This is a genomic window from Maritimibacter alexandrii (assembly GCF_005871115.1).
GTDB lineage: Bacteria > Pseudomonadota > Alphaproteobacteria > Rhodobacterales > Rhodobacteraceae > Maritimibacter > Maritimibacter alkaliphilus.
The window spans coordinates 290,261-316,180 of record NZ_SWKQ01000009.1 but is presented as its reverse complement, the minus strand read 5'-3'; the positions used below and the strand labels follow the sequence as shown (position 1 = coordinate 316,180).

The 25,920-nt window shown below is 65.4% G+C and carries 30 protein-coding genes, 1 tRNA gene and 1 riboswitch; of the genes, 19 read left to right on the top strand and 12 right to left on the bottom strand.

Annotated elements, in window-relative coordinates; all coding sequences use genetic code 11:
- Positions 1 to 91 precede the first annotated feature (91 nt).
- Positions 92 to 1,378 carry a guanine deaminase gene (gene guaD / locus FCT00_RS02335; protein WP_138421693.1) on the top strand — a complete coding sequence of 429 codons (1,287 nt, stop codon included), beginning with the start codon at positions 92 to 94 and terminating at the stop codon, positions 1,376 to 1,378.
- Between the two features lie 89 nt (positions 1,379 to 1,467).
- Positions 1,468 to 2,130 (top strand): methyltransferase domain-containing protein, encoded by a 663-nt coding sequence (locus FCT00_RS02330; RefSeq protein ID WP_138421692.1) that lies wholly within the window; start codon positions 1,468 to 1,470, stop codon positions 2,128 to 2,130.
- A 1-nt stretch (position 2,131) separates the two neighbouring features.
- On the opposite strand, the gene FCT00_RS02325 is transcribed toward FCT00_RS02330, so the two are convergent.
- The 3 genes from FCT00_RS02325 to trxC all read right to left on the bottom strand — a co-directional run bounded on the left by FCT00_RS02325 (position 2,132) and on the right by trxC (position 3,553).
- Positions 2,132 to 2,848: a SapC family protein gene (locus FCT00_RS02325; RefSeq protein ID WP_171042859.1), complete on the bottom strand. Its 717-nt coding sequence runs from the start codon at positions 2,846 to 2,848 to the stop codon at positions 2,132 to 2,134.
- A gap of 124 nt (positions 2,849 to 2,972) precedes the next feature.
- Positions 2,973 to 3,048: transfer RNA gene (locus tag FCT00_RS02320), tRNA-Ala, on the bottom strand.
- 58 nt (positions 3,049 to 3,106) lie between these two features.
- Positions 3,107 to 3,553: a thioredoxin TrxC gene (gene trxC, locus FCT00_RS02315; RefSeq protein ID WP_138421690.1), complete on the bottom strand. Its 447-nt coding sequence runs from the start codon at positions 3,551 to 3,553 to the stop codon at positions 3,107 to 3,109.
- Positions 3,554 to 3,628: 75 nt separating this feature from the next.
- On the opposite strand from trxC, the gene FCT00_RS02310 reads away from it, so the two are divergent.
- Together FCT00_RS02310 and FCT00_RS02305 are read left to right on the top strand one after the other, a co-directional pair.
- Positions 3,629 to 3,814 (top strand): hypothetical protein, encoded by a 186-nt coding sequence (locus tag FCT00_RS02310; RefSeq protein WP_138421689.1) that lies wholly within the window; start codon positions 3,629 to 3,631, stop codon positions 3,812 to 3,814.
- Positions 3,815 to 3,832: 18 nt separating this feature from the next.
- Positions 3,833 to 5,017 (top strand): geranylgeranyl reductase family protein, encoded by a 1,185-nt coding sequence (locus FCT00_RS02305; RefSeq protein WP_138421688.1) that lies wholly within the window; start codon positions 3,833 to 3,835, stop codon positions 5,015 to 5,017.
- A gap of 133 nt (positions 5,018 to 5,150) precedes the next feature.
- Here the strand turns inward: FCT00_RS02305 and FCT00_RS02300 are convergent, their stop codons facing one another.
- From FCT00_RS02300 to gcvT, 6 genes are all read right to left on the bottom strand, one after another.
- Positions 5,151 to 6,131 (bottom strand): class I SAM-dependent methyltransferase, encoded by a 981-nt coding sequence (locus tag FCT00_RS02300; protein ID WP_171042858.1) that lies wholly within the window; start codon positions 6,129 to 6,131, stop codon positions 5,151 to 5,153.
- A 64-nt stretch (positions 6,132 to 6,195) separates the two neighbouring features.
- Positions 6,196 to 9,042, bottom strand: coding sequence for an aminomethyl-transferring glycine dehydrogenase (gene gcvP / locus FCT00_RS02295; protein WP_138421686.1), 2,847 nt, complete (start codon positions 9,040 to 9,042; stop codon positions 6,196 to 6,198).
- A gap of 11 nt (positions 9,043 to 9,053) precedes the next feature.
- The gene (locus tag FCT00_RS02290; RefSeq protein ID WP_138421685.1) at positions 9,054 to 9,407 is read right to left on the bottom strand and encodes a VOC family protein; all 354 of its coding nucleotides are present in this window, start codon (positions 9,405 to 9,407) and stop codon (positions 9,054 to 9,056) included.
- The gene (locus FCT00_RS02285) at positions 9,404 to 9,868 is read right to left on the bottom strand and encodes an SRPBCC family protein (protein ID WP_212747989.1); all 465 of its coding nucleotides are present in this window, start codon (positions 9,866 to 9,868) and stop codon (positions 9,404 to 9,406) included. The genes FCT00_RS02290 and FCT00_RS02285 overlap by 4 nt, the downstream gene beginning before the upstream one ends.
- Positions 9,865 to 10,224 (bottom strand): glycine cleavage system protein GcvH, encoded by a 360-nt coding sequence (gene gcvH, locus FCT00_RS02280; RefSeq protein WP_138421684.1) that lies wholly within the window; start codon positions 10,222 to 10,224, stop codon positions 9,865 to 9,867. The genes FCT00_RS02285 and gcvH overlap by 4 nt, the downstream gene beginning before the upstream one ends.
- Positions 10,225 to 10,242: 18 nt before the next feature.
- Positions 10,243 to 11,337 carry a glycine cleavage system aminomethyltransferase GcvT gene (gene gcvT, locus FCT00_RS02275; RefSeq protein WP_138421683.1) on the bottom strand — a complete coding sequence of 365 codons (1,095 nt, stop codon included), beginning with the start codon at positions 11,335 to 11,337 and terminating at the stop codon, positions 10,243 to 10,245.
- Positions 11,338 to 11,476: 139 nt separating this feature from the next.
- Positions 11,477 to 11,576, bottom strand: a riboswitch (glycine riboswitch).
- A gap of 69 nt (positions 11,577 to 11,645) precedes the next feature.
- On the opposite strand from gcvT, the gene FCT00_RS02270 reads away from it, so the two are divergent.
- The 4 genes from FCT00_RS02270 (at position 11,646) to FCT00_RS02255 (ending at position 14,375) form a co-directional block, all read left to right on the top strand.
- Complete coding sequence (locus FCT00_RS02270) at positions 11,646 to 12,212, top strand: gamma-glutamylcyclotransferase family protein (protein WP_138421682.1); 567 nt, start codon at positions 11,646 to 11,648, stop codon at positions 12,210 to 12,212.
- 220 nt (positions 12,213 to 12,432) lie between these two features.
- Positions 12,433 to 13,293, top strand: a complete 861-nt coding sequence (locus tag FCT00_RS02265; RefSeq protein ID WP_138421681.1) for a branched-chain amino acid aminotransferase — start codon at positions 12,433 to 12,435, stop codon at positions 13,291 to 13,293.
- A gap of 201 nt (positions 13,294 to 13,494) precedes the next feature.
- Complete coding sequence (locus FCT00_RS02260) at positions 13,495 to 13,950, top strand: universal stress protein (protein ID WP_008334356.1); 456 nt, start codon at positions 13,495 to 13,497, stop codon at positions 13,948 to 13,950.
- Between the two features lie 35 nt (positions 13,951 to 13,985).
- Positions 13,986 to 14,375, top strand: a complete 390-nt coding sequence (locus FCT00_RS02255; RefSeq protein ID WP_138421680.1) for a hypothetical protein — start codon at positions 13,986 to 13,988, stop codon at positions 14,373 to 14,375.
- Here the strand turns inward: FCT00_RS02255 and FCT00_RS02250 are convergent.
- On the bottom strand, positions 14,350 to 15,243 hold the full coding sequence (locus FCT00_RS02250) for a DMT family transporter (protein WP_138421679.1): 894 nt from the start codon (positions 15,241 to 15,243) through the stop codon (positions 14,350 to 14,352). The genes FCT00_RS02255 and FCT00_RS02250 overlap by 26 nt on opposite strands.
- Positions 15,244 to 15,347: 104 nt before the next feature.
- On the opposite strand from FCT00_RS02250, the gene FCT00_RS02245 reads away from it, so the two are divergent.
- Genes FCT00_RS02245 through FCT00_RS02235 form a run of 3 tightly spaced genes read left to right on the top strand, consistent with a single transcriptional unit; the run spans position 15,348 to position 16,901 of the window.
- Positions 15,348 to 15,908, top strand: a complete 561-nt coding sequence (locus FCT00_RS02245) for a NifU family protein (RefSeq protein WP_008334363.1) — start codon at positions 15,348 to 15,350, stop codon at positions 15,906 to 15,908.
- Positions 15,898 to 16,491, top strand: a complete 594-nt coding sequence (gene tsaB / locus FCT00_RS02240) for a tRNA (adenosine(37)-N6)-threonylcarbamoyltransferase complex dimerization subunit type 1 TsaB (protein WP_138421678.1) — start codon at positions 15,898 to 15,900, stop codon at positions 16,489 to 16,491. Before FCT00_RS02245 ends, tsaB begins: the two co-directional genes overlap by 11 nt.
- Positions 16,492 to 16,502: 11 nt before the next feature.
- On the top strand, positions 16,503 to 16,901 hold the full coding sequence (locus FCT00_RS02235; protein ID WP_138421677.1) for a GNAT family N-acetyltransferase: 399 nt from the start codon (positions 16,503 to 16,505) through the stop codon (positions 16,899 to 16,901).
- On the opposite strand, the gene FCT00_RS02230 is transcribed toward FCT00_RS02235, so the two are convergent.
- The gene (locus tag FCT00_RS02230) at positions 16,898 to 17,512 is read right to left on the bottom strand and encodes a PAS and helix-turn-helix domain-containing protein (protein WP_008334370.1); all 615 of its coding nucleotides are present in this window, start codon (positions 17,510 to 17,512) and stop codon (positions 16,898 to 16,900) included. The two genes, FCT00_RS02235 and FCT00_RS02230, sit on opposite strands and share 4 nt — an antisense overlap.
- An 89-nt stretch (positions 17,513 to 17,601) precedes the next feature.
- Between FCT00_RS02230 and FCT00_RS02225 the strand changes: the two genes are divergently transcribed.
- From FCT00_RS02225 to FCT00_RS02190, 8 genes are all read left to right on the top strand, one after another.
- The gene (locus FCT00_RS02225) at positions 17,602 to 18,795 is read left to right on the top strand and encodes a substrate-binding domain-containing protein (protein WP_008334372.1); all 1,194 of its coding nucleotides are present in this window, start codon (positions 17,602 to 17,604) and stop codon (positions 18,793 to 18,795) included.
- A 65-nt stretch (positions 18,796 to 18,860) separates the two neighbouring features.
- Positions 18,861 to 19,625, top strand: a complete 765-nt coding sequence (locus FCT00_RS02220) for an ABC transporter ATP-binding protein (protein WP_138421676.1) — start codon at positions 18,861 to 18,863, stop codon at positions 19,623 to 19,625.
- Positions 19,622 to 20,335, top strand: a complete 714-nt coding sequence (locus tag FCT00_RS02215; RefSeq protein WP_008334380.1) for an ABC transporter ATP-binding protein — start codon at positions 19,622 to 19,624, stop codon at positions 20,333 to 20,335. The genes FCT00_RS02220 and FCT00_RS02215 overlap by 4 nt, the downstream gene beginning before the upstream one ends.
- Positions 20,336 to 20,594: 259 nt before the next feature.
- Positions 20,595 to 21,581: a branched-chain amino acid ABC transporter permease gene (locus FCT00_RS02210; RefSeq protein WP_138421675.1), complete on the top strand. Its 987-nt coding sequence runs from the start codon at positions 20,595 to 20,597 to the stop codon at positions 21,579 to 21,581.
- Between the two features lie 11 nt (positions 21,582 to 21,592).
- Entirely contained in the window at positions 21,593 to 22,651 is a 1,059-nt protein-coding gene (locus FCT00_RS02205) for a branched-chain amino acid ABC transporter permease (RefSeq protein ID WP_138421674.1), read from the top strand.
- The gene (locus FCT00_RS02200) at positions 22,648 to 23,511 is read left to right on the top strand and encodes an alpha/beta fold hydrolase (RefSeq protein WP_138421673.1); all 864 of its coding nucleotides are present in this window, start codon (positions 22,648 to 22,650) and stop codon (positions 23,509 to 23,511) included. The genes FCT00_RS02205 and FCT00_RS02200 overlap by 4 nt, the downstream gene beginning before the upstream one ends.
- A gap of 65 nt (positions 23,512 to 23,576) precedes the next feature.
- Positions 23,577 to 24,737 carry an amidohydrolase family protein gene (locus FCT00_RS02195; protein WP_138421672.1) on the top strand — a complete coding sequence of 387 codons (1,161 nt, stop codon included), beginning with the start codon at positions 23,577 to 23,579 and terminating at the stop codon, positions 24,735 to 24,737.
- Between the two features lie 36 nt (positions 24,738 to 24,773).
- Positions 24,774 to 25,391, top strand: coding sequence for an AAA family ATPase (locus tag FCT00_RS02190; RefSeq protein ID WP_008334395.1), 618 nt, complete (start codon positions 24,774 to 24,776; stop codon positions 25,389 to 25,391).
- On the opposite strand, the gene FCT00_RS02185 is transcribed toward FCT00_RS02190, so the two are convergent.
- The gene (locus FCT00_RS02185) at positions 25,381 to 25,887 is read right to left on the bottom strand and encodes an Lrp/AsnC family transcriptional regulator (protein ID WP_171042857.1); all 507 of its coding nucleotides are present in this window, start codon (positions 25,885 to 25,887) and stop codon (positions 25,381 to 25,383) included. The genes FCT00_RS02190 and FCT00_RS02185 overlap by 11 nt on opposite strands.
- Between the last annotated feature and the right edge of the window lie 33 nt (positions 25,888 to 25,920).

Genomic DNA, 25,920 nt, shown 5'->3' with positions numbered 1-25,920 from the left:
GGGGAAGGCCGGGATGAGATACAGGGGGAAAGGCCGTGGACCTTGCCCCAAGCCCGGCCTAGGTTTTGCGAGTCACCAGCGCGGAAGCCCCATGAAACTCATCCTCGGTCAGACCCTGTCATTCCTGTCGGACCCGTTCGCGGGCGACCCCGAAGCGTCGGCGCTCTGGGATCGCCGGTCGGGCGTCGTCGTGGACGACACCACGGGAACCATCGTCGAGATCGGGCCGGCGGACACGCTGAAACGCCTGTGGTCCAATGCGGTGGTCGAGGATCACGGCGACGCCCTGATCCTGCCAGGCTTCATCGACGCCCACGCCCATTACCCGCAGACCGGCATCATCGCCAGTTGGGGCAAACGCCTGATCGACTGGCTGAACACGTACACATTCCCCGAAGAGGCGCGTTTCGGGGATGCGGGCTATGCGGCCGAGGTGGCATCGCGCTATTTCGATCTGGTCCTGTCCAACGGCACGACCACGACCGTCAGCTTCTGCACCATCCACCCGGAAAGCGTGGGCGCCTATTTCGCCGAGGCGCAGAAACGCGGGATGCGCGTGTTCGGGGGCAAAACCTGCATGGACCGGAACGCGCCGGACACTCTGCGGGACACCGCGCAATCGGCATACGACGACTCGAAGCGGCTGCTCGCGCGGTGGCACGGGCAGGGGCGGCTGTCCTACGTCATCACGCCGCGCTTCGCGCCCACCTCGACGCCCGAACAACTCGAGGCGCTGGGGAGCCTTTGGACCGAGAACCCTTCGTGCCTGATGCAGACGCACCTGTCCGAGCAGACGGAAGAGATCGAGTGGGTCATGGGGATGTTTCCCGAGGCCACGGATTACACCGACATCTACGACCGCTTCGGCCTCTTGCGCGAGGGCGCGCTGATGGGCCACGCGATCCACCTGTCGGCCCGTGAACGAGCGCGGTTGAAGGAGGCGGGGGCATCGCTCATCCATTGCCCGACCTCCAACACCTTCATCGGCTCCGGCCTATTCGACATGGCCGGCCTGCGAGCCGAGGGGCAGAAGGTCGGGCTCGCCACCGACACGGGGGGCGGGTCGTCGTTTTCCATGCTCCGCACCATGGCGGCGGCCTATGAGATCGGGCAGCTACGCGGCACGCCGCTGCACCCCGCGCACCTTCTGTGGCTGGCCACCGCCGGATCGGCCGAGGCCATTGGCATGGGGCAGACCATCGGACGGCTCGCGCCGGACTACGAGGCGGACCTCGTGGTTCTCGACCTCGCCTCGACACCGGGGATCGAACAGCGTGCGGGCAGGGCCGAGACGATCTGGGAACAGGTCTTTCCGACCATCATGATGGGCGACGACCGGGCCGTGGCCGCAACCTATGTCGCCGGGCAACGCGTTTGATGAATATCGGATTTTGGCCGGTTTTCCCTTGATCTGACCGCATCCTTCCGAATCCTTGTCTCAAAAAGACAAGAAGATCGGGCGGACAGATGCACAAGGAAACGATCACGCTGATGAAAAAGGCGTTCCGCAAGCACGTGGCGGAACGCGATCCGGGGCTTGTCCTCGACGTCGGGTCCGTGGGCAAGCGCCCGTGGTTTCGCCAAGTGTGGGAGGACGGCGGCTGGACCTATCACGGGATGGACATGAAGGCGGGGCCGAACGTCGATATCGTGCTGGACGACCCTTGGCGGTTCGAGATCGAGGACGGCAGGTATGACGCCGTCATCTCAGGCAACATGCTCGAACATAACGAGTTCTTCTGGCTCACCTTCCTTGAAATGTCGCGGGTGCTGAAACTGGGCGGCGTGATGGTGCATGTCGTGCCGTCGCGCGGGCCGGAACATCGCGATCCGCAGGACTGCTGGCGCTGGTATCGCGACGGCATGTTCGCGATGGCGAAATGGGCCGGCTTCGATTGCGTCGAGACGACGACGGACTGGTCGGACGAACACATCGCGTATTACGAGACCAAGAACAGGGCGCGGGCCAAACGGCTCACGCGCACGCGGCGGCACGCCGACAACTTCTGGGGCGACACCGTCGGCGTGTTCGTGAAGACCGCCGAAACCCGCGATACGCTCGGGATGGACTACATCCGGCGCTTCGCCGCGCAACACCCCGAAGGCGCCGCGCAGCTCGCCGCCGAATAGCTCAGGCCGCCTGCGCTTCGCTTTCGTCCTTGAGGACACGGGTCAGCGACACGCTCATCAGATGCGCGTAGATCGCGGGCAGGATACCGGCCGCGCGCAGCCGCAGGAACGCCTCGTCCGGCAGGGCCGACAACGCCTGTTCGTTGATGACCGCGAAGCCCTGTAGGCTGGTCGTGACCTTGCCGTTCGCATCCTTCGCCTCGATGGTGATGGTCTGGAACAGCGCCAGCTCGTTCAGCACGGCAAGCGCGGCTTCGGTCCGCTTGGCCGAGGCCGCGTATTCGGTGACGAGGGTGACCACCCGCCCCATGAAATCGGTCTGCTTGCCGTCCGCGTCAAACAGCGCGGTGCCGCCATCGGTCTCGGCGAAGCCGGGGAACTCCGCGTCCACGCAGATGATCGGGTCGGCCCCGTCCTGTTCGCCCAGAATGAAAGGATAGCGCCGCAGATAGGCGGGGAGGTAGCGGCGGTTCCAGCGCCCGTCGGCATCCACGAACTGATTGTGACCCGTGGTCAGCCCGCACAGAAAGACCGGCGTATACCCGGTGCCGGTGGGCACGAACACGATCGGCAGGTCATGCGCGGCCGCCGTGAACTCGTCGAACACCGCCGGGATCAACTGCGCCTCACGGGCGAAGCCGAACGGCTCGGCCTCGGGTGAAATCTGGAACTTGCGATGATTCACGGTCGAGAGCGCCTCGACCTTTTTATAAAACATTGGCAATTGGGTCATCGGAACGCCTCGTCTGAAAATTGGTCCCGAGACTGTCCGACGAGACGCGCCCGGAGTCAAACACGGGGCGGCCGCAAACCGGGCCACGACATTGCCGATGAAGGGAATTTGGTGGAGCCGATCGGGATCGAACCGACGACCTCGTCATTGCGAACGACGCGCTCTCCCAACTGAGCTACGGCCCCAACGCGGTGGTATCTGGAGGTTTCCGGCCCCGCTGTCAAGCGGGTAACGCCGCCTGGATCACGCCCCGACCTTGGCTTTCGACCGCACGAAATCCTCGATCCCCTTGGCGGGCATCGCCCCCGCCTGCCGCGCGATTTCGCGACCGTTCTGATAGAGGATCAGCGCGGGAATGCCTCGGATGTTGTTCTTCATCGACACCTTGGGGAATTCTTCGGTGTTGATCTTGGCCAACCGCACATTCGGAGCAAGCGACTGGGCCGCTTTCTGGAACTCCGGTGCCATCATCCGGCACGGCCCGCACCACGGGGCCCAGAAATCGACGAGCAAGGGCAGATCGTCGGCCTTGGCGGCCTTGGCCAGCGTCGTCGGGTCCAACTCGCGCACCTTGCCGTCCACCAGCTTGGTGCCGCAGGTGCCGCATTTCGGGCCTGCGCCCAGCTTGTCTTCGGGCGCACGGTTCAGGCTGCCGCATTCGAGACAGGTAAGTTTGACGTGTTTGGTCATGTTGGACCTCGTAAATATTCTTCGGAGTGAATATGTATCCGGACGGATCGCGGTTCAAGGGGCAAGTGGCGGCAAATGCGGGAATGGGCGGGCCTCACCAAAGACGAGCAGACGGCGCTGCGTCTGGCCTATCAGGATGAGATAGACCGAAACCCGCGCACCTGTTCGATGGACGAAAAAGTGACACGGTTCACCAACTGGCTCGCCATACGCGGGGTGACCTTTTCCGCCGCCGACCTTTCGCCTAACAAGGCCCGGTAAAGGATCGGAGCGCATGTCATGGCAGATCAGGATTTCGATGTCGTCGTGATCGGCGCCGGACCGGCCGGGTCGTCCGCCGCGAAACGGGCCTGTGACCTCGGCCTCAGCGTCGCCCTCATCGACCGGGCGGTGTTCCCGCGCCCGAAACTCTGCGGCGCGCTCATCAGCCCGCGTGGCAACAAGGCGGTCAAGCGCGTCTTCGATATGGAGATGTCGCCCGAGATGTTTCTCGTCTCGCGGCAGGTGGCGTTCAAATGGGATGGCGAGGAACTGAACCGTTTCGACGCGCCCTATGATCTGACCTACACCTACCGGCTCGATTTCGACCACTGGCTGCAACAGGCCGCCGTCGCGGCGGGTGCTGTGGACATGCAGGGCACGCGGGTCGAGACGATCCATGACGCCGACAACCTGCTGGAACTCTCGGACGGGCGCCGGATCGGCTACAAGGTTCTGATCGGCGCGGACGGGGCCGCCAGCCCGGTGGCCAAACACATCCTCGGCGCGGCCTACGACCCCGACAAAATCGGCTTCGCGTTCGAGACCGAGGCACCGGGCGGCTGCGAACCCGAGGCGCTTATGTCCATCGACTTCGACATCGTGCATTGGGGCTACGGCTGGAATTTTCCCAAGGCGGGCAGCCGCACCATCGGGCTGGGGGCGATCCGGTCGGTGGATCAGGATCTCAAGAAACGCATGGCGCGCTATCTGGCGCATGAGGGCGTAGACCCGGACAGCGTGACGATCAAGGGCGCGCATATCCCGCTGGGCGACTTCAAGGAAAAGCCGGGCAAGGGCAACGTGCTGCTCGCAGGCGACGCGGCGGGGTTCGTGGACGGGATCACGGGCGAGGGGATCGCACTGGCCATCGAAAGCGGGGCCGAAGCGGCCGAGGCCGCCGCGCAGGTGATCGGCGAGGGGCGGCCTCAGCGCGCCGACCGCGCCTATTTCCCGCGTATCAAGTATATCCAGACCGATCTGGAAAAGGTCCGGCGCCTGCGGGTGATCGCCTACAGCTCCGCCATGCGCGATCTGTTCAAGGAAAAGCTCAGGACCTCGACCATGATGCGCTCATCCCTGTTCGAGGTGCTGGCGGGCAACGCGACCTATGCCGACATCGAAAAGCGGGTCGCCAAGCGTGCCTTCATGTCGGTTGCGCGAGGGTTGTCGTCCTGGCCCACCAAACTCGCGCGCCGGGGCTGACGGACGCGGTAGTTTCGGGGTGGTGGTGACTGGAGAGACCTGATTAACGCATTGAAATCATGACGCAATACGCCATTCCTAGGATACTAGGATACTAGGATACTAGGATCCTGGTATCCCCCGCCGCGCCCGCTCAGTCCGCCTTTGGCCCCACGGCCCGGATCAGACCGTACCGCGTTATGCCGTTCTCGCTCGCCGGATCGACCGCGCCGCCGTACATGATGTAGATGCCAAGGAACCCGGCGACGGCATTGCGCGCGAGGTGCTTGGGAACGAAGGGGCGCAGCAGCCGGTATTTCCACTGGGTCAGGAACTTCAGCCCGACCCGGCCCAGACGCCGACAGGTGCCCAGACCCTGCATCGAAATGTCCTCGGTCGTGACGTCGGTGAACCCGGCGCGCGCCAGCGCATCCTCCCACGTGCCCCAGACGGCATAGCCGTGGGGAACCGCAAGGCACAGTTCGTTCAGGACCAGCGCCTCTTTCAGATCGTCCGATTTCGATTCCCAGTCCGTGCGACGGAACGCGTCGTGGAACATGAAGGTGCCGCCGGGGGCGAGCCGGGCCTTGATGCGTTCGATCACCGCGTCGATCTCGGGCGAATGGCACAGGGTTTCGACCGCGAAGATCAGGTCGAACTGGCCCAGATCGTCGGGCAATTCGGTAAAGCTCGACCGAACCGCGCGGAAGTTCGGCAGACGCGCCCCGCGTTCGTTGGCCTTTGTGATATGCGCTTCGATCAGGTCGGTCGCCACCACCTCGACTTCGGGCAGGGCCTCGGCGATGACGCGGGCGTTGAAGGCCTGACCGCACCCGAGTTCGAGGATGCGCCTCGCCCCGATCTTCCGCGTCTCGGCGATGACCGTGTCGGCTTGCGCCCGCAGGCCGTCGTGGGTGTATTTGCCGTCATCCGACAATGCCATGTGCATCGCCGCATGGGGGTTGTAGCGTTCGTAGCCCCAGCGCGATTGCAGGTAGTAGGCGGTGACGAGCCGTTCCGTCGGCGTCGACAGATCACGCAACAGGCGGTCCTTGCCGAACCGCCTGTCGATCAGCGCCAGAGCATCCGTCACCGAATAGTCCGTCAGTTTCGGATCGTTCGTCTTCTGCGCCATGACCGCTCTCGTTTGCCCCGGCGGCTTGGGTAGCAACCGATGCGCGCTTTGACCAGCGCCAAGATCACTCGGCGGCTTCGACGTAATCCTCGAGCGGCGGGCAGATACAGACGAGGTTCCGGTCGCCATAAGCGTTGTCGACCCGGTTCACCGGCGGCCAGTACTTGTCGACGCGGAACGCGCCGGGCGGATAGCAGCCCTGTTCGCGGCTATAGGGCCGGTTCCAGTCGCCCACCAGATCCTCGACCGTGTGCGGCGCGTGTTTCAGCGGGTTCGCCTCCGCATCCGCGCGCCCCTCTTCGATGTCGCGGATTTCCTCGCGGATCGCCAGCATGGCGTCGCAGAAGCGGTCGAGCTCGGCTTTGGTTTCGGATTCCGTGGGTTCGACCATCAGCGTGCCCGCCACCGGCCAGCTCATCGTAGGGGCGTGAAAACCGCAATCCATCAGGCGCTTGGCGATGTCGTCGACGGTGACCCCGGCGCTCTCGGCATAGGGCCGCGTGTCGATGATGCACTCATGCGCGACATGGCCGGTCGGCCCCTTGTAGAGCACGTCATAGGCCCCGCGCAGTCGCGCCGCGATATAGTTCGCGTTCAGGATCGCGACCCGCGTCGCCTGTGTCAGCCCCTCGCCGCCCATCATCAGGATATAGGCCCAGGAAATCGGCAGGATGCTGGCCGACCCATAGGGCGCCGAAGACACCGCACCGATTCCGCCCTTGAACGGATCGGGGGGCAGATGCGGCGCAAGGTGCGCCTTGACCCCGATCGGACCCATGCCGGGGCCGCCGCCGCCATGCGGAATGGCGAAGGTCTTGTGCAGGTTCAGGTGGCTCACGTCGCCCCCCAACTCGCCCAGCTTCACAAGACCCACGAGCGCATTCAGGTTCGCCCCGTCGATATAGACCTGCCCGCCGTGTTCATGCGTGATGGCGCAGACGGTGCGCACGGTTTCCTCGAACACGCCGTGCGTGGACGGATAGGTAATCATCGTCGCGGCCAGCTTGTCGCCCGCCGCTTCGGCCTTGGCGCGGAAGTCGTCCAGGTCGATGTCGCCGTTCTCGGCGGATTTCACGACCACCACCTTCATCCCCACCATCTGCGCGCTCGCCGGATTGGTGCCGTGCGCGCTCATCGGAATGAGGCAAACGTCGCGCTCGTCCTGCCCGTTCGCCGCGTGATAGGCGGCGATGGTCAGAAGCCCCGCGTATTCCCCCTGCGCGCCGGAGTTTGGCTGCATCGACATCGCATCATACCCGGTGATCGTGCAGAGCTTGGCCTTCAGATCCTCGATCAGCCTGTGGTAGCCGCGCGCCTGATCCTCGGGCGCCAGCGGGTGCAGCATCGCGAATTCGCGCCACGAAATCGGGATCATCTCGGCCGCGGCGTTCAGTTTCATCGTGCAGGAGCCGAGCGGAATCATCGCCCGGTCCAGCGCGAGATCGCGGTCGGCCAGCCGGCGCATGTAGCGCATCATCTCGGTCTCGGCCCGGTTCATGTGAAAGACCGGATGGGTCAGGTAATCGCTGTCCCGCAGGATCGAGTCCGGCAGGCGGTAATCGGTGTCCGACGGATCGTCCTCGGCCTCGATCCCGAAGGCGCGCCAGACCGCTTCGATGGTGGCGGAGCGGATCGCCTCGTCCATCGTGATCGCCACTTTGGTCTTTCCGACCGGGCGCAGGTTCACGCCCTGAGACCGCGCCGCGTGAAGCACGCCTTTCTGAAGCAGACCGACCTCGACCGTGAAGGTGTCGAAGAACGCACCCGGCCCGATCTCGAACCCGGCCTCTTCCAGCTTTTTGGCGCAGCGCAGTGCCTTGCGGTGAACGCTCTGCGCGATGGCCTTCAACCCTTCCGGACCGTGGAACACCGCATAAAAGCTCGCCATGACCGCCAGAAGGGCCTGCGCGGTGCAGACGTTCGACGTGGCCTTTTCGCGCCGGATATGCTGTTCGCGGGTCTGAAGCGACAGGCGATAGGCCTTGTTGCCGCGCGCATCCACGCTCACGCCTACGATCCGCCCCGGCATCGACCGTTTGTAGGCGTCCTTGGTCGCCATATAGGCCGCGTGCGGGCCGCCATAGGCCATGGGCACGCCGAACCGCTGGCTGGTGCCGACGGCGATATCGGCCCCCATCGCGCCGGGTTCCTTCAGCACGGTCAGGGCAAGCGGGTCCGCCGACACGATGCCGATGGCCTTCGCGTCGTGCAGGGCGGCGATTTGTCCCGTGAAATCGCGCACCTCGCCATTGGTGCCGGGATACTGGAAGATCGCGCCGAACACGGCCTCGGGGTCGAGCGTTTCGGGGTCGCCCACGATCACCTCGATCCCCAGCGGCGCTGCGCGGGTTTTCATGACGGCGATGTTCTGCGGGTGGCAGTTTTCGTCCACGAAGAACCCGGGCGCCTTCGACTTGGCCACCCGATGCGCCATCGCCATCGCCTCGGCGCAGGCCGTCGCCTCGTCGAGAAGCGAGGCATTGGCGACCTCCAGCCCGGTCAGGTCCGAGATCATCGTCTGATAGTTCAACAGCGCCTCGAGCCGCCCTTGGCTGATCTCCGGCTGATAGGGCGTATAGGCCGTGTACCACGCCGGGTTCTCAAGAATGTTGCGCTGGATCGCGGGCGGGGTGACCGTGCCGTGATAGCCTTGTCCGAGGAGCGAGGTCAGAACCTCGTTCTCGCCCGCCGTGACGCGCATCCGATGCAGCATCTCGCGCTCGGACAGGGGCGCGCCGAAGTCGAGCGGTTCGTCCTGTCGCAGGCTTTTCGGGATCGTCGCGTCGATCAGCGCGTCCAGACTGTCGGCGCCGATCACTTTCAGCATCTCGTCCATCTCGCTGGGCGACGGGCCGATGTGGCGACGGTTCGCGAAGTCGTAGGGGTCGTAGCCGGTGGGCGTGAAGGTCATATCGGTTTCCTTCAATTGATATGGGTCACGACGTTCACGAGGTTGCCCTCGGGGTCGGAAAAGTAGAAGCGGCGAATGCCCCACGGCTCATCGACGGGGCCGTAGGACGGGGTGATCTGGCGGGCGTTCAGGCGGTCGAGCGTGGCGGCGAAATCGTCGACCTCTATCGAGATGACGGGAATGTCGGTGCCCGATCCGCCTTCGCTCGCGGTGTGCAGTTCGATCTGGTGGGACTGGTCGTTTTGCAGGAACGCGATCCACCCCATGTCCATCGGGACGTCGAGGTCGAACACCTCGGCATAGAACCGGGCCAGCGTGACCGGGTCGGTCGCGGGCAGATTGGGCACGATGCGGATGACGCTCATCCCCCCACCTCGGCGGCGAGTTTCGCGAGGGACGAGGCGAGCGCGGCTTCGTGCACGGCCCGGTCGATCCCCGGCGGCACGTTCTTGGCGGTCACCGATACCTTGGTCCCGCCTGCGGCAGCGATATGGTCCCACGTCATGCGCATGGTGCCCGCGTAAGCGTCTTCGGTGCTTACGAAGTCGACCTCCTGAACGATGCGGGTCGGCTCGTCGAGCGCGACGAAGCGCCCGTTCACCTCGTCCGTATCGGCTTGCGTCTTGCCCACGCCCGTCTCGGTGAAGGTCAGGCGCAGGCGATACGCGCCGCCCGGTGTCGGGTCGAACGCCAATACCTCCATCGTGGCATCGTCGGGCGGTAGCCATCGCACCAGCCTGTCCGGGTCGGTCTGGGCCGCCCAAACCTCTTCGGGCGAGGTGGCGATGAAGCGTTCCGCCCGGTCGGTGCGCCCGCCGTCGATCACCCGATGAAGTCCTTGTATTCGTTCTCGTCCATATAGTCGTCCATCTGCTCCGGCTCGGACGGCTTGATCCTGAAGAACCACGCCTCGCCTTCGGGGTCGTCGTTGATCTTGCCCGGTTCTTCGACGATGGCCTCGTTGATCTCGACGATCTCGCCGTCGATGGGGGCAAGGATGTCCGACGCCGCCTTGACGCTTTCGATCACCACGATCTCGTCGTCCTTGGTCACTTCGGTGCCCACTTCGGGCAGTTCGACGAAAACGATGTCGCCCAGTTGCTCGGCGGCGTGGGCGGTGATGCCGACCGTGACGATCCCGTCCACGTCATCGAGCCATTCGTGTTCTTCGGTATATTTCATGCGCGTCTCTCCTGTTGGTCAGCGTTTGAAGGTGGCGGGACGGAAGGGCAGGGGCGCGACCGTCACGGGAAGCCGTTTGCCCCGCACGTCGCCGAACAGCGTCCTGCCGGGGGCGGCGGATGAGGTGGGAACGTAGCCCATCGACATGGGCCGTTCGATGGAGGGGCCGAAGGCACCCGAGGTGACGGCCCCGATGGGATCGCCCGCGTCCGGACTGGCGAAAAGCTGCGTTCCCGCGCGCATCGGGGCGCGACCTTCGGGCAGCAGGCCCACGCGCTTGCGCGGCGCGCCGTTCTCGATCTGGTCGAGGATGGTGGCGGCACCGGGAAAGTCCGTTCGGTCGGTGCGCCGGACCTTCTGGATCGCCCAGCCAAGGCCGGCCTCGATGGGGGTCGTCGTCGTGTCGATGTCGGAGCCGTAAAGGCACAGCCCGGCCTCGAGCCGAAGCGAATCCCGTGCGCCCAGCCCGATCGGCTCGACCTCCTCCATCGCGAGCAGCGCCTCGGCCAGCGCGGTGGCCTGCGCCTCGCCCACGCTGATCTCATACCCGTCCTCGCCGGTATAGCCCGACCGCGACACCCAAAGCGCGCCGTAGTCCGAGGGGATCACGGCCACGTCCATGAACCGCATCCCGGCCACGTCAGGTGCGATGCGTGCAAGTGCGGCCTCGGCTTTCGGCCCCTGAAGCGCCAGCAATGCGCGATCCGTGATAACCTCCACCGCATCGCCCAGATGCGTGCGCAGGTGGGCGATGTCCTGATCCGCCATCGCCGCATTCACCACGAGGAACAGGTGGTCGCCGCGGTTGGCGATCATAAGATCGTCCATTATCCCGCCCGCCGCGTTGGTGAAGACCCCGTAGCGTTGCCGCCCTTCGGCCAGCCCGACCAAATCGACCGGCACGAGGGCTTCCAGCGCGGCGGGGCCTGCGCGCAGGATCACCTGACCCATATGGCTTACGTCGAACAGACCGGCGGCGGCGCGGGTGTGCAGGTGTTCCTTCATAACGCCCAGCGGATACTGCACCGGCATAGCCCAGCCCGCGAAGGGCACCATCTTGCCGCCGCGCTCCACGTGCAGATCGAATAACGGTGTTCGTTTCAAGTCGCCCATGCGCTCCCGGCTCCCAATCCACCGGGGTGACGCGCCCGGCATCGCGGGGCCGATCCGGCCCGCCCGATGCCCCCTCTGTCCTTTCGCCTGAGATCGTTATCCCTTCGGCGGGCGCCCATGCGCCACTCTCCAGAGTGCTGTCGTCCACGCGGTCCTGAAGCCTGAGAGGTTCCGGGGCGGTTGCTCCTTCGGCACTGGTCCCGGTCAGGCGGGTGCCAGATTCTCCCAACGTGGATGCCGCCAAGTTACCGACGCATTGCACAGGGTCAAGACTTGCCTTCCGTCCCGTTCGCGCAAACAGTGCCGCCATGTCCGACCCGTTCTTTTTCGGCTACGGCTCGCTGGTGAACCGGCGGACCCATGCCTACCCCGAAGCGCACCCGGCCCGCGTGACAGGATGGCGGCGCGCATGGCGCCATTCTAAACGGTTCGACCGCTGTCTGCTCTCCGCCGTGCCCGCGCCCGACGATTACATCGACGGGCTGATCGCCTCGGTGCCCGGAGCCGACTGGGCCGCGCTCGACGAACGCGAAGGGGCTTATGCCCGCCATGATGCGAGCCACGCGGTCACGCACCCCGTGGCCCGTGATCTGGACATCGCGATCTATGCGGTGGACCTCGCCACCTATCCGGTGCCCGGCGACGATCACCCGATCCTCATGTCCTACCTCGACGTGGTCATTCAGGGCTTTCATTCCGAGTTCGGCCAAGCCGGCGTCGATCATTTCTTCGAGACGACCGAAGGCTGGCACGCGCCCGTGCTGGATGACCGCGCGGCCCCGGTCTATCCGCGCCATCAACGGCTCGCAGCCGAGGAAACGGCCCTCGTGGATGACGGGCTGGCCCGGATCGGGGCGCGGATCGTCCGTCTTTGACCTGACCTGTCACAAAACGGAATCAGCCCGACCCTAGGGTAAGCCTGCCCGCGATTCCCGGCCCGACCCGGTGGGGATGACATGGGCCGCGCGCCTGTCCCTACCCATTCCCCTGCGCGCATCCTCGCGCCCCCGGTCCTACCCACCGGGGGCGCTTTTTTGTCCGACTGGACCTTCGGAAAGGCCGGGCATAGGGTCGCGCGAAATCAAGGAGAACGACATGGCGACCGGGACCAATCTGCGCACATATTTCGACGGCACATGGCACGAGGGCGACGTGCCCGTGATGAAGGCCGGGGATCATGGCGCATGGCTGGGCACCACGGTGTTCGACGGTGCACGGTTCGTCGACGGGATGGCCCCGGACCTCGACCGCCATCTGGCGCGGGTCAATGCCTCGGCCGAGGCGCTGATGATAAAGCCGACGGTCGGTGTGGACGAGATGCTCGAAATCGTGCGCGAAGGTCTGGCGCTCTATCCCAAGGACGCCGCTGTCTATATCCGCCCGATGTACTGGGGGATCGAGGGCGGCTACCTCGGTATCCTGCCCGACCAGTCCGCAACCGGGTTCGCCGTGGCGCTGGAGGAAATCCCGATGGCCGCGCCGGATGCGTCGATGACGCTCACGACCACGCGCTTTCGCCGCCCCGTGCTGGAGGACGCCGTGGTGAACGCCAAGGCCGGATGCCTCTATCCCAACAACGCCCGGATGCTGGCCGAGGCCCGCGCCAAGGGCTACACTAACGCGCTCGTCGCCGACGCGCTGGGCAACGTGGCCGAAACCGCGAGCGCGAACGTGTTCATGGTGAAGGACGGCGAGGTGTTCACGCCCATCGCCAACGGCACCTTCCTGTCCGGCATCACCCGCGCCCGCCATATCGAGAACCTGCGCGCCGATGGCGTCACGGTGCACGAAGCGGTCCTGAGCTTCGACGATTTCAGGGCCGCGGACGAGGTGTTCTTGTCGGGCAACCTCAACAAGGTCACGCCCGTCACCGAGTTTGACGGGACGATGTATCAGCATGGCCCCGTCACGCGCCGGGTTCGCGAGCTTTACTGGGACTGGGCCGCGAGCCTTTAAGCGTTGGCAAGCGGTGCGGGGCTGAAGCCCCGCGCAGGGTTTGCGCCGCCCCGACTGCGTCGGGCCATCGCGGTGGCAGCCGCCGTTGGCGGCTCTGGAGGGCCAGCCCTCCAGACCTCCCGAAGTATTTAGAAAACGAAGAAGAACATTGATCGGTTGCGGGTGCTGCGTCATGATCCGGACGGTTGAGGGGAGTGATCCATGCGCAAGTTTCTGGTGGTTCTGGACGACAGCCGCGAGTGTCTGAACGCGATGCGCTTCGCCGCCATGCGCGCGGCCAACACCGGCGGTGGGGTCGAGATCCTGTCGATCATTCCGCCCGAGGAATTCAACCACTGGCTTGGCGTGGGTGCGGTGATGCGTGAGGAAGCCCGCGAGCGGATCGAGGCGCATTACGAGGTGTTCGCAAAGTGGATGCGCGACAAGCAGGGGGTGAACCCCGAACTCGTGATCCGCGAAGGAGAGGCGGTCGAAGAGCTTCTGGCCCAGGTGCGTGAAGACCCGGATGTGGGGGTCGTGGTGCTGGGCGCCGGGTCCGGCAAGAAGGGGCCGGGGCCGCTGGTCACCGCGCTCACGCGGGCGGCAGCGAACCTGCCGGTGCCGCTGACCATCGTTCCGGGCGAGATGTCCAAGGAGCGGCTGGAGAGCATCACCTGAGCCGGGTCTGGCTGTCGCTCATCTACCTCGCCGCGATGAGTGGGGCGTTCGTCGCCGCCATGGGCATCGCCATAGACGAGACCACCGGGATGTATGCGCGGCAGGCGGACGGGGGGTTGTTCGATTGCACGTCGCTCGCTGGTGCCGGCAGCGACGATCAGGTGTTCTTTTCGCTGATCGTGGTGTTCCTGCCCAGTATGCTTTTGCGTCTCGTGCGGCTGGCGCGCCCGGTGCCGCTCTGGGAGGCGATCGTGCACGGGGTGGCCCTGCTGATCTACATCCAGATCATCATGAACCTGCGCAGCTGCGGCGAGATCGTGGCGACGCAGGCGGTGCGCGACGACTGGCTTTTGCCGGGCGTGGCGGCGGGCCTTTTGGTCGCCAGCGTCGCGATCATCCCTACGCGCGGGGCGGTCCGGGTTTGACGGCGACCCGGCGGCCCTGAACCAGCGCGATGCCGTTCGACACGGCGAGGGCGCCGATCACCACCGCGCCGCCGATCAGCGCCCATTTGCCGGGGTCTTCGCCCACCACCACCCATGCGAGCACCGGTGCGAGGACGCTTTCGACCAGAAGAAGAAGCGCGACCTCCGCCGAGGGCAGAAACCGCGGTCCGGTCGCCAGAAGCGCGGTCGAGACGGTGACGAAGAACCCGCCGTGGAGTGCGACCCAGATCCAGTCGTCCGCGGGGACCGACAACGGGGTGGCGAAGGGAAACAGGACAAGAGCCGCGCCCAGCATCCCCGCAGGAATGGCCGGGACGACCGAGACCGGACGCAGTTTGCGCGCGACGGTCAGTCCGATCGAGAACACGATGACGATACCGACCGCGATCAGGTCGCCCTTGAGCGAGGCGCCCTCGGTCTCGCCCGAGCCGAAGGCGATCAGCGCGATGCCGACCGGGACCACGGCCATGGTGAGCGCCGTACGCCGTGAGATCGCCTCGCCCAATGCGATGCGCGAGAACAGCGCCGAGGCCAGGGGCATGGCCGCGACGATGAAGACGACGTTGGCGATCGAGGTATGCGCGACGGCGATGACGAACAGCGCACCGCTCGCGCCCGAGGTGGCGGCATAAACCCAGACGAGCGGGCTTGCGGCGAAGGTGGCGCGGTAGACGCCGGGGCCACGGGTGACGAGCAGGCCAAGGCCCAGCACCAGCCCGATGAGCAGCGCCTTCCAGAACGCCACCGTCACGCCGTCGGTGCCGATGAGACGGACGAACAGGCTGTCGGGCAGGATGAACAGGACGCCCGTGAAGGTGATGAGAAGGCCTTTGAGGTGATCGGTCATGCCTCCATCAATCGTGATTGGCGACAAAAGGGAAGAGGGAACCGGTCGGGTTGACTTGGAACGATTCCAAGCTCATATGAATACCCGACAGAAAGGCTGTGCAAATGTTCATTCAAACCGAGTCCACACCGAATCCGGCGACGCTGAAGTTTCTTCCCGGTCAGGAAGTTCTTGAGGCCGGGACCGCCGATTTCCCGAGTGCCGAAGCCGCGGCCAAGTCGCCGCTGGCGCAACGCGTCTTCGCGGTGAACGGGGTGAAAGGCGTCTTTTTCGGCACCGATTTCGTGACCGTGACCAAGGCCGACGATGTCGAGTGGGACCACGTGAAACCCGCCATCCTCGGCGCGATCATGGAGCATTTCCAATCCGGTGCGCCGGTCATGGGCGAGGGTCCGCGCGAAGCGGCCCATGCCGAACATGACGGCCCGGATGCCGAGATCGTGGTTCAGATCAAGGACCTGCTCGATACCCGCGTGCGGCCCGCCGTGGCGCAGGACGGGGGCGACATCACCTTTCACGGGTTCGAACGCGGCGTGGTCTATCTTCACATGCAGGGTGCCTGTGCGGGCTGCCCGTCCTCGACGCTCACGCTGAAGATGGGGATCGAGAACCTGCTCAAGCATTACATCCCGGAAGTGACCGAGGTGCGGCCGGTTGCGGTCTGACCCCACCATCCTAGCTTTCGACACATCGGCCGCGCATTGCGCGGCCGCTTTGCTTGTGGGCGGGGCGATCACGCAGGTCACGGCGGAGGCGATGGCCAAGGGGCAGGCCGAACGCCTGATGCCGCTGTTGCAGGACGTGATGACGACGGCCGGGCTGTCCTTCGACGATCTCGACGCGGTGGCGGTCGGCGTCGGGCCGGGCAACTTCACCGGCATCCGTATCGCCGTCTCCGCCGCGCGCGGGCTGGCGCTGGGCCTCGGCAAACCCGCCATCGGCGTCTCGACGCTGGAGGCGCAGGCGCTGGGTCACCCGCGGCCCTGCCGCGCTGTGGCGGATGCCCGGCGCGGGATGGTCTATGTGCAGGTTTTCGGCGATGGCGACCCGTCGCCTCGTCTGGACGCGGCGGGCGACGACCACCCGGTCGCCGGCCCCGTGCCTGCCGAGACGCTCGTGACCCGCATCGCCCAGATCGCGGCTGACCGTCTGGCATCAGGTGCCGAGCTTGCGCGCCCCGCCCCGCTTTACATCCGGGGGGCCGATGCCGCCCCGGCCAGCGACCCGCCTCCGGTGATCCTGCCGTGACACCGGAGCGGATGGCGGACATCTACGCGGCCGCCTTTCCCGAAGGCCGGGCATGGTCGGCGCTGGAACTCGCCGGGTTGGTCGGTGGGCCGGGCGGTTTCGCGGTCTACACCGATGCGGGCTTCGCCGTCGGGCGCGCGATTGCGGGAGAGGCGGAATTGGTCACGCTTGCGGTCGCGCCCGAAGCCCGCCGGAGGGGCGAAGGCCGGGCGTTGCTCGCCGCCTTCGAACGCGCCGTGCAGGACCGTGATGGCGAAACCGCGTTCCTCGAAGTCGCCGCCGACAACACGGCGGCGATTGCGCTCTACCTTGCCGCAGGATGGGCCGAGACCGGGCGGCGCCGGGGGTATTACCCGCGCCCGGACACCGCGCCGGTCGATGCGATCCTGATGACGAAACAATTGGCCTAACGGGCGACGATCCGCTCGGGCGGCACGCCCGACATGGCGTGCAAGAGCGCGTTGGTGTTGGTCACCCCGAACTTCTTTTGCAGCTTGGCCCGGTGCACTTCGACCGTGCGCGGGCTGATCTCAAGCTCGCGCGCGATTTCCTTGGATGTCATGCCTTCGGCCAGGAGGTTCACCACCTCGGTCTCGCGCCGGGTGAGCGGCTGATAGGGGCGGTGACCCGACAGGTCGGCGAAACTCCAGACCGCGCGGTTCAGCGGGTCGCCCTCGGGCGTCAGGGAATGGCCGCGCGTCCGGCACCAGAACAGCGACCCGTCCTTGCGCGCCATCACGCGTTCATCCCAATAGGTGTTGGTCGTGCGCAACTGATCGACACCCCGGTCGCGGATCTTCGCGAACTCCTCCGGCGTCGGGTAGAGCACCTGAAACGACTGATCGACAAGCTCGCCCGCGCCATATCCGAACATGCGCTCGAATTCGGGATTGCAACTGCGGATCACCCGGCTCTCGGTGATGACGAGGCCGACGGGCGCGTATTCGAAGGCCAGACCCGCGAAGTCGCCAGTGGCATATGCCTGATCTATACGTATTTTCCCCAACTTGCTCAGACCCATCCCAAAAAGCGAGGTTCATGCCACGATATGAACGATCCCGTGCAGGCACAACCATGCGACGGGAAAAGGGAGGACATTCCATGACTATCATGAAACGCGCATTCGCCGCGTTGACCCTTGCTGCCGGCCTTGCCGTTCCTGCCGCCGCGCAGGATGCCGATCCGATCAAGATCGCACTCGTCCACGGCATGTCGGGCAGCCCGCTCGAGGCGTTTTCCAAGCAGACCCACACCGGGTTCGAGCTTGGCCTCGAATACGCCACCGATGGCACGATGGAGGTGAACGGTCGCCCCATCGAGATCATCTACAAGGACACGCAGTTCAAGCCGGACGTGGCGCGCGCCGTGCTGGCCGAAGCCTATGCCGATGACGAAGTTCTGCTGGCCGTCGGCGCCACCTCGTCGGGTGTGACCACGGGCCTTCTGCCCATCGCCGAGGAATACGAGCGCATCCTGCTCGTCGAACCGGCGGTGGCCGACAGCCTCACCGGGCCGGATTCGAACCGCTACGTGTTCAAGACCTCGCGCAACTCGTCGATGGACATGCAGGCACAGGCGCTTGCGCTGAAGCCGGACGAAAACCTCTATGTCGCCACGCTGGCCGAGGACTACGCCTTCGGTCGTGACGGGATCGCCGCGTTCAAATCGGCGCTCGAAGGCACTGGCGCCACGGTCGTGACCGAGGAATACGTGCCGCAGGGCACCACCGACTACACCGCCGTGGGCGAGCGGATGTTCAACGCGCTCAAGGATCAAGAGGGTCGCAAGGTCATCCTGATCTACGTGGCCGGTTCTGGCGACGCGCCGGGCAAGCTTCAGGCGATGGACCCCTCGCGCTTCGGGATCGAACTGTCGTTCGGCGGGAACATCCTGCCCGCGATGGTCGGCTACAAGGCCTATCCGGGCATGGAAGGCGCGGTGTATTACTACTACGAAGCCTTCGATAACCCGATCAACGACTGGCTCGTGGAAGAGCATCAGGCGCGCTTCGACGGTCCGCCCGACTTCTTCACCGCAGGTGGCATGGCCGCCGCTCTCGCCGTGGTCAAGGCGCTGAACACCGCCGAAACGCTCGACACCGAAGGGCTTATCGCCGCGATGGAAGGCATGTCCTGGGACACGCCGAAGGGTGAAATGACCTTCCGCCCCGAAGATCATCAGGCGCTGCAATCCATGCTGCACTTCAAGATCCGGGTCGATGACGACGTGGCTTGGGCGATCCCCGAGAAGGTCGAGATCATCACGCCCGACATGATGGACATTCCGATCGGTCGCGAAAACTGATCGTCCCGTCCCGGCCGGCTTTGCATCCCCGGCCGGGACACACCCCTGAAAAGACCCTTTCCGACATGACCCAAGCTTCGCTCTCCACCCGGGATCTCACGATCCGGTTCGGCGGCCATACGGCTGTGAACGCCGTCACCTGCGACTTTCGCCCCGGCGAGTTGACGGTGATCGTGGGCCCGAACGGCGCCGGCAAGACGACCTACTTCAACATGATCTCCGGGCAGTTGACGCCCTCCGAGGGGACCGTGACGAAGGACGGGATCGACCTGACCCGGATGCCCGCCTCGACCCGCGCCCGCCATGGTGTCGGCCGCGCGTTCCAGCTGACCAACCTGTTTCCCCGCCTGAGCGTGATCGAGAACATTCGGTTGGCCGTTCAGGCCCAGTCGGGCGATGGTCGCCGGTTTTTCTCACCGGTTTCCAAACTGACCGAACTCACCTCGCGCGCCGAACGCTATCTCTCCGCCGCGAAGCTTGAAAACAAGGCCGATCTGCCCGCGGCCGCGCTGCCCCATGGGGATCAGCGCAAGCTGGAAGTGGCGCTCCTGATGGCGATGGAGCCGGACATCTACATGTTCGACGAACCCACCGCGGGCATGAGCCTCGACCATACGCCGGACGTGCTCGACCTCATCGCCGAGATCAAGCACGACCACACGAAAACCGTGCTCCTCGTCGAGCACAAGATGGACGTGGTGCGCGCGCTCGCGGACCGGATCATCGTGCTTCACAACGGCGAGCTGATCGCCGATGGCGACCCGACCGAGGTGATGTCCTCGCAGGTGGTGCGCGACGTCTATCTCGGCAATGCGGGGGAGATGGCATGAGCCTGCTTTCCATTCAGAACATGGACGTCTCGATCGGGCAGTATTCCGTGCTGCACGGCGTGACCTTCGACGTGCCCGAGGGCGGCGTCTTCGTCCTTTTGGGCCGTAACGGCGCGGGCAAGACCACGACACTGCGCGCGATCATGGGGCTGTGGCAGCCCTCGCCGGGATCGGTGAGCTTTCGCGGCGAGCAGATCGCCGGGATGCACACCTCGGACATCGCGAAAAAGGGTATCGCCTTTGTTCCTGAAAACATGGGAATTTTCGGCGGGCTGACCGTGGCTGAGAACATGGTGCTCGCTACCGCCAACGGCAAATTCGACCAGACCCGCCTGAAGCGCGTCTACGAGCTGTTCCCGGCGCTGGAGCAGTTCTGGGACAAGCAGGCCTGGAGCCTGTCGGGCGGGCAGAAACAGATGCTCGCTGTGGCCCGCGCCATCATCGAGCCGCGCGATCTGATCCTGATCGACGAACCGACCAAGGGGCTGGCCCCGTCGATCATCGCCGCGATGGGCGAGGCGTTTCGCGAGATTTCGGCCCAGACCACGATCCTGCTGGTCGAACAGAATTTCGCCTTCGCCAAGTCGCTGGGCCGGGACATGGCGGTAATCGACGACGGGCGGGTGGTTCATACCGGGACCATGGCCGATTTCGTGGCGGACACCGAACTTCAGAACCGGCTTCTGAGCCTGTCGATGGAGGCGGGGTGATGGTCTTGGTCCGATGTGGAAACAGAGCGGGAGCGCCGGACCGGGGGCTGGCGCACCGACAGCCGAACAAGGCGCTTTATAGTGCCGTGTCCGAAAAACATCTGAGCGAAGCGTCTACAGAACCCAAGCGCCAGACCGCGGGACGGCCATGCTGGAAGCATGCCTCTGGCATGACCGCTCGCGCGGCGGCCTGCGGCCTAGATTCCGCGCGTTCGGGCGATCGAGCCTTCGCTTACATTCATCCGAGGAGGCTCGCCTGATGGGTATGCTCGACCGTTTCGGGGGTGTCTTCTGGCTCCCCGTCATCCTCGCCATCATCGCCTTCGTCCTGATCGGCGCGCCGTCTTCGTGGCTGACGCTGACCGTGGCCGGGCTGTCGATGGGACTGATGATCTTTCTCATGGCCTCGGGTCTGAGCCTCGTCTTCGGCCTGATGGACGTGCTGAACTTCGGCCACTCGGCCTTCGTGAGCTTCGGGGCCTTCGTCGCGGCGAGCGTGCTGGCCTATTTCGGCGGCTGGCTCGGCTCCGACAGCATCCTGCTCAACAGTCTCGCGCTGGTCTTTGCCATTGCCGCCGCCGTCGTATTCGGCGCCGCGCTGGGCTGGTTCTTCGAGCGCGTGATCGTCAAGCCGGTCTATTCCGACCACCTGCGTCAGATCCTCATCACCATGGGCGCGTTGATCGTGGCCGAGCAACTGATCCTCGCGACATGGGGCGGTTCGCCCGTGAACGTGCCGCGCCCGCATTTCCTTGAGGGCGCGATCATCGTCGGCAACTCGTCGCTGGAGGTCTATCGCCTGTTCGCCTTCTGCCTCGGCGCTCTCGTCTATGGCGGCCTTTTCGTGCTGCTCAACCGCACCCGCATGGGGCTGCTGATCCGGGCGGGCGTCGAAAACCGCGAGATGGTCGAGGCGCTGGGCTTCAAGATCGACCGCCTGTTCATCGGGGTCTTCATGCTGGGGTCTGCACTGGCCGCGATGGGAGGGGCCATGTGGGCGGGGTATGAGACGATCATCACCCCCGCGCTCGGGGCCGAGATGATGGTCATCGTCTTCATCGTCGTCATCATCGGCGGGCTCGGGTCCATTCAGGGCACGCTGCTGGGGGCGATCGTGGTCGCGCTGATGCAAAACTACGTGGGCTTCCTCGCCCCCAAACTCGCGCTCGCATCCAACATGATCCTGATGATGGTCATTCTGCTGTGGCGGCCCTACGGCCTTGCCCCGGCGGTGAAGATCAAGTGAGGGAGGGGACCATGAACGGCAAAATCACCGTCAAGATCATCGCGCTCACCATCTGGGGGTTGCTCCTGTTCTCGCCCTTCCTGTTTCAGGACGTGCGCCAGATCGAGGTCGCCGCGCGGATCGCCGTCTTCATCGTGCTGGTGGCGAGCTACGATCTGCTGATCGGCTACACCGGGATCGTGAGTTTCGCGCATACCATGTTCTTCGGCTTCGGGGCCTATGGCGTCGCAATCGCCATGAAGCAGGGCGACAGCACGTGGGGCTACTGGATCGTCGGGGTGCTCGCGGGTGTGCTGGTCTCGGCCATCGTCGCGGTGCTGATCGGTCTTCTGTCCCTGCGCGTGAAGGCGATCTTTTTTGCCATGATCACGCTGGCCGCCGCCAGCGTTGCACTGGTGCTCGCCTCGCAACTGTCGAGTTTCACGGGCGGCGAGGACGGGATCACCTATTCCGTCCAGTCGATCTTCAAGCCCGCGACCAAGCTTTTGACGGATGACGAGGGTAAGGTGCTTCGCATCATGGACGTGCGCATGAACGGCAAGATCGCGGCCTATTACTTCGTCTTCATCTCCTGCGCGGTTCTGTTCTGGGCGATGCTGCGAATCGTGGCCAGCCCCCTGGGCACCGTGCTTCAGGCGATCCGCGAGAACGAGGCGCGGGCCGAAGGCATCGGCTACCGCGTCGTCGCCTATCGCACCGCCGTGTTCGTCATCGCGGCGACCGCTGCGGCGCTGGCCGGGGCGGTCTATGCGACATGGCTCAAATACACCGGGCCGGATACCACGCTGAGTTTCGCGATCATGATCGACATCCTTCTGATGGTCGTGATCGGCGGCATGGGCACCATGTGGGGCGCGGTGATCGGTGCGACGCTGATGGTCATGGCGCAATACTACCTGCGTGACCTGATGGAGGTCGCCGCGAACGCGACCGAGGCGATCCCGCTTCTGCCCGACCTTCTCAGCCCCGACCGCTGGCTTCTGTGGCTCGGCATCATCTTCATCCTTTTGGTCTATTTCTTTCCGGCGGGCATCGCGGGCACGATCATCCAGCGGCGGGCGGCGAAATGACCCCGCGCTCGGTCTACCTCCCGCTTCTCGGCCATGAACTGCACGTCATGGAATGGGGCGATGCGACCAAGCCGCTTCTGGTGATGTGGCACGGGCTGGCGCGCAACGGGCGCGACTTCGACGAGCTTGCGATGGCGCTGACGGATCGCTGGTTCGTGGTTTGCCCGGACACCATCGGACGCGGCTATTCCACGTGGTCCGACCGGCCCGAGACGGATTACGTGCTGCCCAACTACGCGCGCATGGCGGTGGCGATGTTCGACCATTACGGCGCCGAGCGCGCGGCGTGGATCGGCACGTCGATGGGCGGGCAGATCGGCATGACCGTGGCGGGCGATGTGGCGCCGCACCGGATCTCGGCCCTCGTCATCAACGACATCGGGCCGGAAGTGCCGGATGCGGCGCTGGACCGGATCGTGACCTATTCTGCCGACCTGCCGACCTTCGAAACCCTGACGCAGGCCGAAGCCTGGCTGCGCGAGGTCTATCTGCCGTTCGGGCCGGCGAGCGATGCGTTCTGGCGGCGCATGGCCGAGGCGAGCGTGCGGCGCAGGGCCGACGGGCGGCTGACGCTGCATTACGACCCCCGGATCATCGCTGTGCTGGACGGGGACCGCGCCTCGACAAACCTGTGGGAGGTGTTCGACCGCATCACCGCGCCGACCCATGTGGTGCGCGGCGGGCAATCGGACCTGCTGACCGCCGAGATCGCTGAGGCGATGAAGGCGCGCGGACCCAAACCCGGTGTGACGGTCTATGACGACTGCGGCCACGCGCCGACGCTGACGCGCCCGGCCGATACCGAATGGATCGCCGGGCTCTTGGAGACCCTGGTCGAAACCAGCGCCGCCGACACCTGACCGCACGTCATGTGAGCGACACATAGACCTGTTATCTCAGTTGGAAATTGAGTGCAGGTTCGAAAATGACAACTCTCCCCCCGCTGAGGTTCACGGGCGCCGAGGTGCTGCGTGACGGCGCCTTGTCGCGCGGATCGGTGGCCCTGAAGGACGGGCGGATTGCGCAAGGCGATGCGCCGCAGGTGGACCTGTCGGGCTATCTGGTCCTGCCGGGGATCGTCGATCTGAACATGGGGCCGCTGGGCCGGGCGGGCGCGCTGACCCACGGGGCCGCCTTTGCCGCCTTGGACCGCGAGGCGGCGGCGCATGGCATCACGACGGGCTGGATCGCGCAGAGCTGGTCGTGGAAGGGCGGTGCCAGCAGCCCCGAGGCCGCGATGGATACGCTGGCGGCGCTGGGCATGGCGCGGCGCCGGGCGCTTTGCGATCTCAGGCTGCAACTGCGGGTCGAGACCCACATGCCGGAAACGCGCGAGGCGCTGATCGCCGCCGTGACCGCGCATGAGGTGGATCAGGTGATCTTCACCGACGGGCTGCCCGAAGCGATCGCGATGTCGCACCGGGCGTCGCACAAGCTGGTCGCATGGGCCGAGGCCGAGGGGCGCAGGCCGGAGGAGTTCATCCGCCGCCTGCGCATGGCCAAGGATGCCGCGCCGGATGTGCCGCGTCACCTACTGGCGCTGGCCGAGGCCTTCGACCGGCTGGGCGTGATATACGGCAGCCATGACGACCCGGACGGCGAAACGCGCGAGCGGATGGGAACGCTGGGCGCGCGGCTGGCCGAGTTTCCGCTGTGCGCAGGGGCGGCGGCGGTGGCGCGGTGCAACCGAAACCCCATCGTGTTCTGCGCCGCCGATGTCCTCGGGGCTGGGCCGCGTGCGGGCGGCGTGTCGACCATGGCGCTTTTGTCCAAGGGGATGGGGGATGCGCTGGCCTCGCGCGATCATCCCGCGGCTCTGGTCGAGGCGGTCTTTGCGCTGATCGATAGCGGCACGCGTGGATTCGCCGAGGCCTGGGCGATGATTTCCACCGGGCCCGCGCGGATCATGCGGCTTGAGGACCGGGGTCGGATCGAGACGGGATTACGCGCGGACCTGACCATCCTGAACGCCGCGACCCGGACGGTTGAGGGGACGATCTGCGGGGGTCGCATCGCCTATCTGTCCGGCGCGCTCGCCCTGCGGCTCATCGCGGCGCGCGCGGATTTCGCCCTCGCTGCCGAGTGACTTGCGCAGAACCCGCGACGGCGGCAGTGTCGTTACATGACCGAGATCAGCGAAACCGACCTTGCCGACCTTCTGCGCCGAACTTCCGTCGGGCGTTCCCGCGTGCTCGTCGCCGTGGTGGGTGCGCCGGGGTCCGGCAAATCGACACTGGCCGAGACGCTTGCGGGCGCCTTGCCGCAGGCCCAGTGGATTCCGATGGACGGTTTCCACATGGACAACGCGACGCTCGCCGCGCAAGGCACGCTCGAACGCAAGGGGGCGCCCGAAACCTTCGACGCGGCAGGGTTCGTGCGCTTCGTGCGTGCGCTGGCGAGCGGCCAGCAGGCGCATTACCCGACCTTCGACCGGGTCGCCGATGCGGTGGTCCCGCAAGGGGGGCGGATCGCGCCGGATACCCATATCTTCGTGGTCGAAGGCAACTACCTTTTGCTCGACGACGACCCGTGGCGCGAGCTTGCGCGCCTGTGGGACGTGACCGTGACGCTCGAGGTCGACGAGGATGAGCTTGAACGCCGTCTGGTGGAGCGGTGGACGCGGCATGGCCATCCGCCCGAAGACGCGCTCTTTCGCGCCCATAACAACGATCTGGTCAATGCCCGCGTGGTGCGCGACCGATCCCGCAAGGCCGACTACGTGATCCGGTTCAAAGCGTGACGTAGCTTTGTTCGACCACCGCCTCCATCGCGATGTAGGTGGAGGAGGACGAGACATGAGGCAGCGAAGAAATGGTCTCGCCCAGCACGCGGCGATAATCCACGATGTCGCGCGAGCGGACCTTGAGCAGATAATCGAACCCGCCCGCGATCATGTAGCATTCTTCGATTTCCGGCACCCGTCGCGCGGCGTCGTTGAATTCCTGAAGCGCGGCCTGCCGGGTGTCGAGCAGCCGCACCTCGACATAGGCCACATGGGCCAGACCCAGCTTTTCGGGTGACAGGATCGCGCGGTAGCCAAGGATGATCCCGCGATCCTCCAACGCCTTCACCCGCGCGGCCACCGGCGTTTTCGACAGACCGACGCGCCGGGCGAGTTCCACGATGGACAGGCGCGCGTTTTCGGTGAGGGCCGACAGGATTCGCCTGTCTATCGGGTCCAACGTGTGCTGATCGTCCAATATTAGCCTCAACTTCGGTGCTTTCGCCTGCAACATCGCGAAACAAGGGCGATAAGTCCAGCGTTGAGA

What these genes read in the sequence shown, in the direction of transcription:
- guaD (WP_138421693.1), top strand. Translation starts at nt 92, where the DNA reads ATGAAACTCATCCTCGGTCAGACCCTGTCATTCCTGTCGGACCCGTTC.
- FCT00_RS02330 (WP_138421692.1), top strand. Translation starts at nt 1,468, where the DNA reads ATGCACAAGGAAACGATCACGCTGATGAAAAAGGCGTTCCGCAAGCAC.
- FCT00_RS02325 (WP_171042859.1), bottom strand. Translation starts at nt 2,848, where the DNA reads ATGTTTTATAAAAAGGTCGAGGCGCTCTCGACCGTGAATCATCGCAAG.
- trxC (WP_138421690.1), bottom strand. Translation starts at nt 3,553, where the DNA reads ATGACCAAACACGTCAAACTTACCTGTCTCGAATGCGGCAGCCTGAAC.
- FCT00_RS02310 (WP_138421689.1), top strand. Translation starts at nt 3,629, where the DNA reads ATGCGGGAATGGGCGGGCCTCACCAAAGACGAGCAGACGGCGCTGCGT.
- FCT00_RS02305 (WP_138421688.1), top strand. Translation starts at nt 3,833, where the DNA reads ATGGCAGATCAGGATTTCGATGTCGTCGTGATCGGCGCCGGACCGGCC.
- FCT00_RS02300 (WP_171042858.1), bottom strand. Translation starts at nt 6,131, where the DNA reads ATGGCGCAGAAGACGAACGATCCGAAACTGACGGACTATTCGGTGACG.
- gcvP (WP_138421686.1), bottom strand. Translation starts at nt 9,042, where the DNA reads ATGACCTTCACGCCCACCGGCTACGACCCCTACGACTTCGCGAACCGT.
- FCT00_RS02290 (WP_138421685.1), bottom strand. Translation starts at nt 9,407, where the DNA reads ATGAGCGTCATCCGCATCGTGCCCAATCTGCCCGCGACCGACCCGGTC.
- gcvH (WP_138421684.1), bottom strand. Translation starts at nt 10,224, where the DNA reads ATGAAATATACCGAAGAACACGAATGGCTCGATGACGTGGACGGGATC.
- gcvT (WP_138421683.1), bottom strand. Translation starts at nt 11,337, where the DNA reads ATGGGCGACTTGAAACGAACACCGTTATTCGATCTGCACGTGGAGCGC.
- FCT00_RS02270 (WP_138421682.1), top strand. Translation starts at nt 11,646, where the DNA reads ATGTCCGACCCGTTCTTTTTCGGCTACGGCTCGCTGGTGAACCGGCGG.
- FCT00_RS02265 (WP_138421681.1), top strand. Translation starts at nt 12,433, where the DNA reads ATGGCGACCGGGACCAATCTGCGCACATATTTCGACGGCACATGGCAC.
- FCT00_RS02260 (WP_008334356.1), top strand. Translation starts at nt 13,495, where the DNA reads ATGCGCAAGTTTCTGGTGGTTCTGGACGACAGCCGCGAGTGTCTGAAC.
- FCT00_RS02255 (WP_138421680.1), top strand. Translation starts at nt 13,986, where the DNA reads ATGAGTGGGGCGTTCGTCGCCGCCATGGGCATCGCCATAGACGAGACC.
- FCT00_RS02250 (WP_138421679.1), bottom strand. Translation starts at nt 15,243, where the DNA reads ATGACCGATCACCTCAAAGGCCTTCTCATCACCTTCACGGGCGTCCTG.
- FCT00_RS02245 (WP_008334363.1), top strand. Translation starts at nt 15,348, where the DNA reads ATGTTCATTCAAACCGAGTCCACACCGAATCCGGCGACGCTGAAGTTT.
- FCT00_RS02235 (WP_138421677.1), top strand. Translation starts at nt 16,503, where the DNA reads ATGGCGGACATCTACGCGGCCGCCTTTCCCGAAGGCCGGGCATGGTCG.
- FCT00_RS02230 (WP_008334370.1), bottom strand. Translation starts at nt 17,512, where the DNA reads ATGGGTCTGAGCAAGTTGGGGAAAATACGTATAGATCAGGCATATGCC.
- FCT00_RS02225 (WP_008334372.1), top strand. Translation starts at nt 17,602, where the DNA reads ATGAAACGCGCATTCGCCGCGTTGACCCTTGCTGCCGGCCTTGCCGTT.
- FCT00_RS02220 (WP_138421676.1), top strand. Translation starts at nt 18,861, where the DNA reads ATGACCCAAGCTTCGCTCTCCACCCGGGATCTCACGATCCGGTTCGGC.
- FCT00_RS02215 (WP_008334380.1), top strand. Translation starts at nt 19,622, where the DNA reads ATGAGCCTGCTTTCCATTCAGAACATGGACGTCTCGATCGGGCAGTAT.
- FCT00_RS02210 (WP_138421675.1), top strand. Translation starts at nt 20,595, where the DNA reads ATGGGTATGCTCGACCGTTTCGGGGGTGTCTTCTGGCTCCCCGTCATC.
- FCT00_RS02205 (WP_138421674.1), top strand. Translation starts at nt 21,593, where the DNA reads ATGAACGGCAAAATCACCGTCAAGATCATCGCGCTCACCATCTGGGGG.
- FCT00_RS02200 (WP_138421673.1), top strand. Translation starts at nt 22,648, where the DNA reads ATGACCCCGCGCTCGGTCTACCTCCCGCTTCTCGGCCATGAACTGCAC.
- FCT00_RS02195 (WP_138421672.1), top strand. Translation starts at nt 23,577, where the DNA reads ATGACAACTCTCCCCCCGCTGAGGTTCACGGGCGCCGAGGTGCTGCGT.
- FCT00_RS02190 (WP_008334395.1), top strand. Translation starts at nt 24,774, where the DNA reads ATGACCGAGATCAGCGAAACCGACCTTGCCGACCTTCTGCGCCGAACT.
- FCT00_RS02185 (WP_171042857.1), bottom strand. Translation starts at nt 25,887, where the DNA reads ATGTTGCAGGCGAAAGCACCGAAGTTGAGGCTAATATTGGACGATCAG.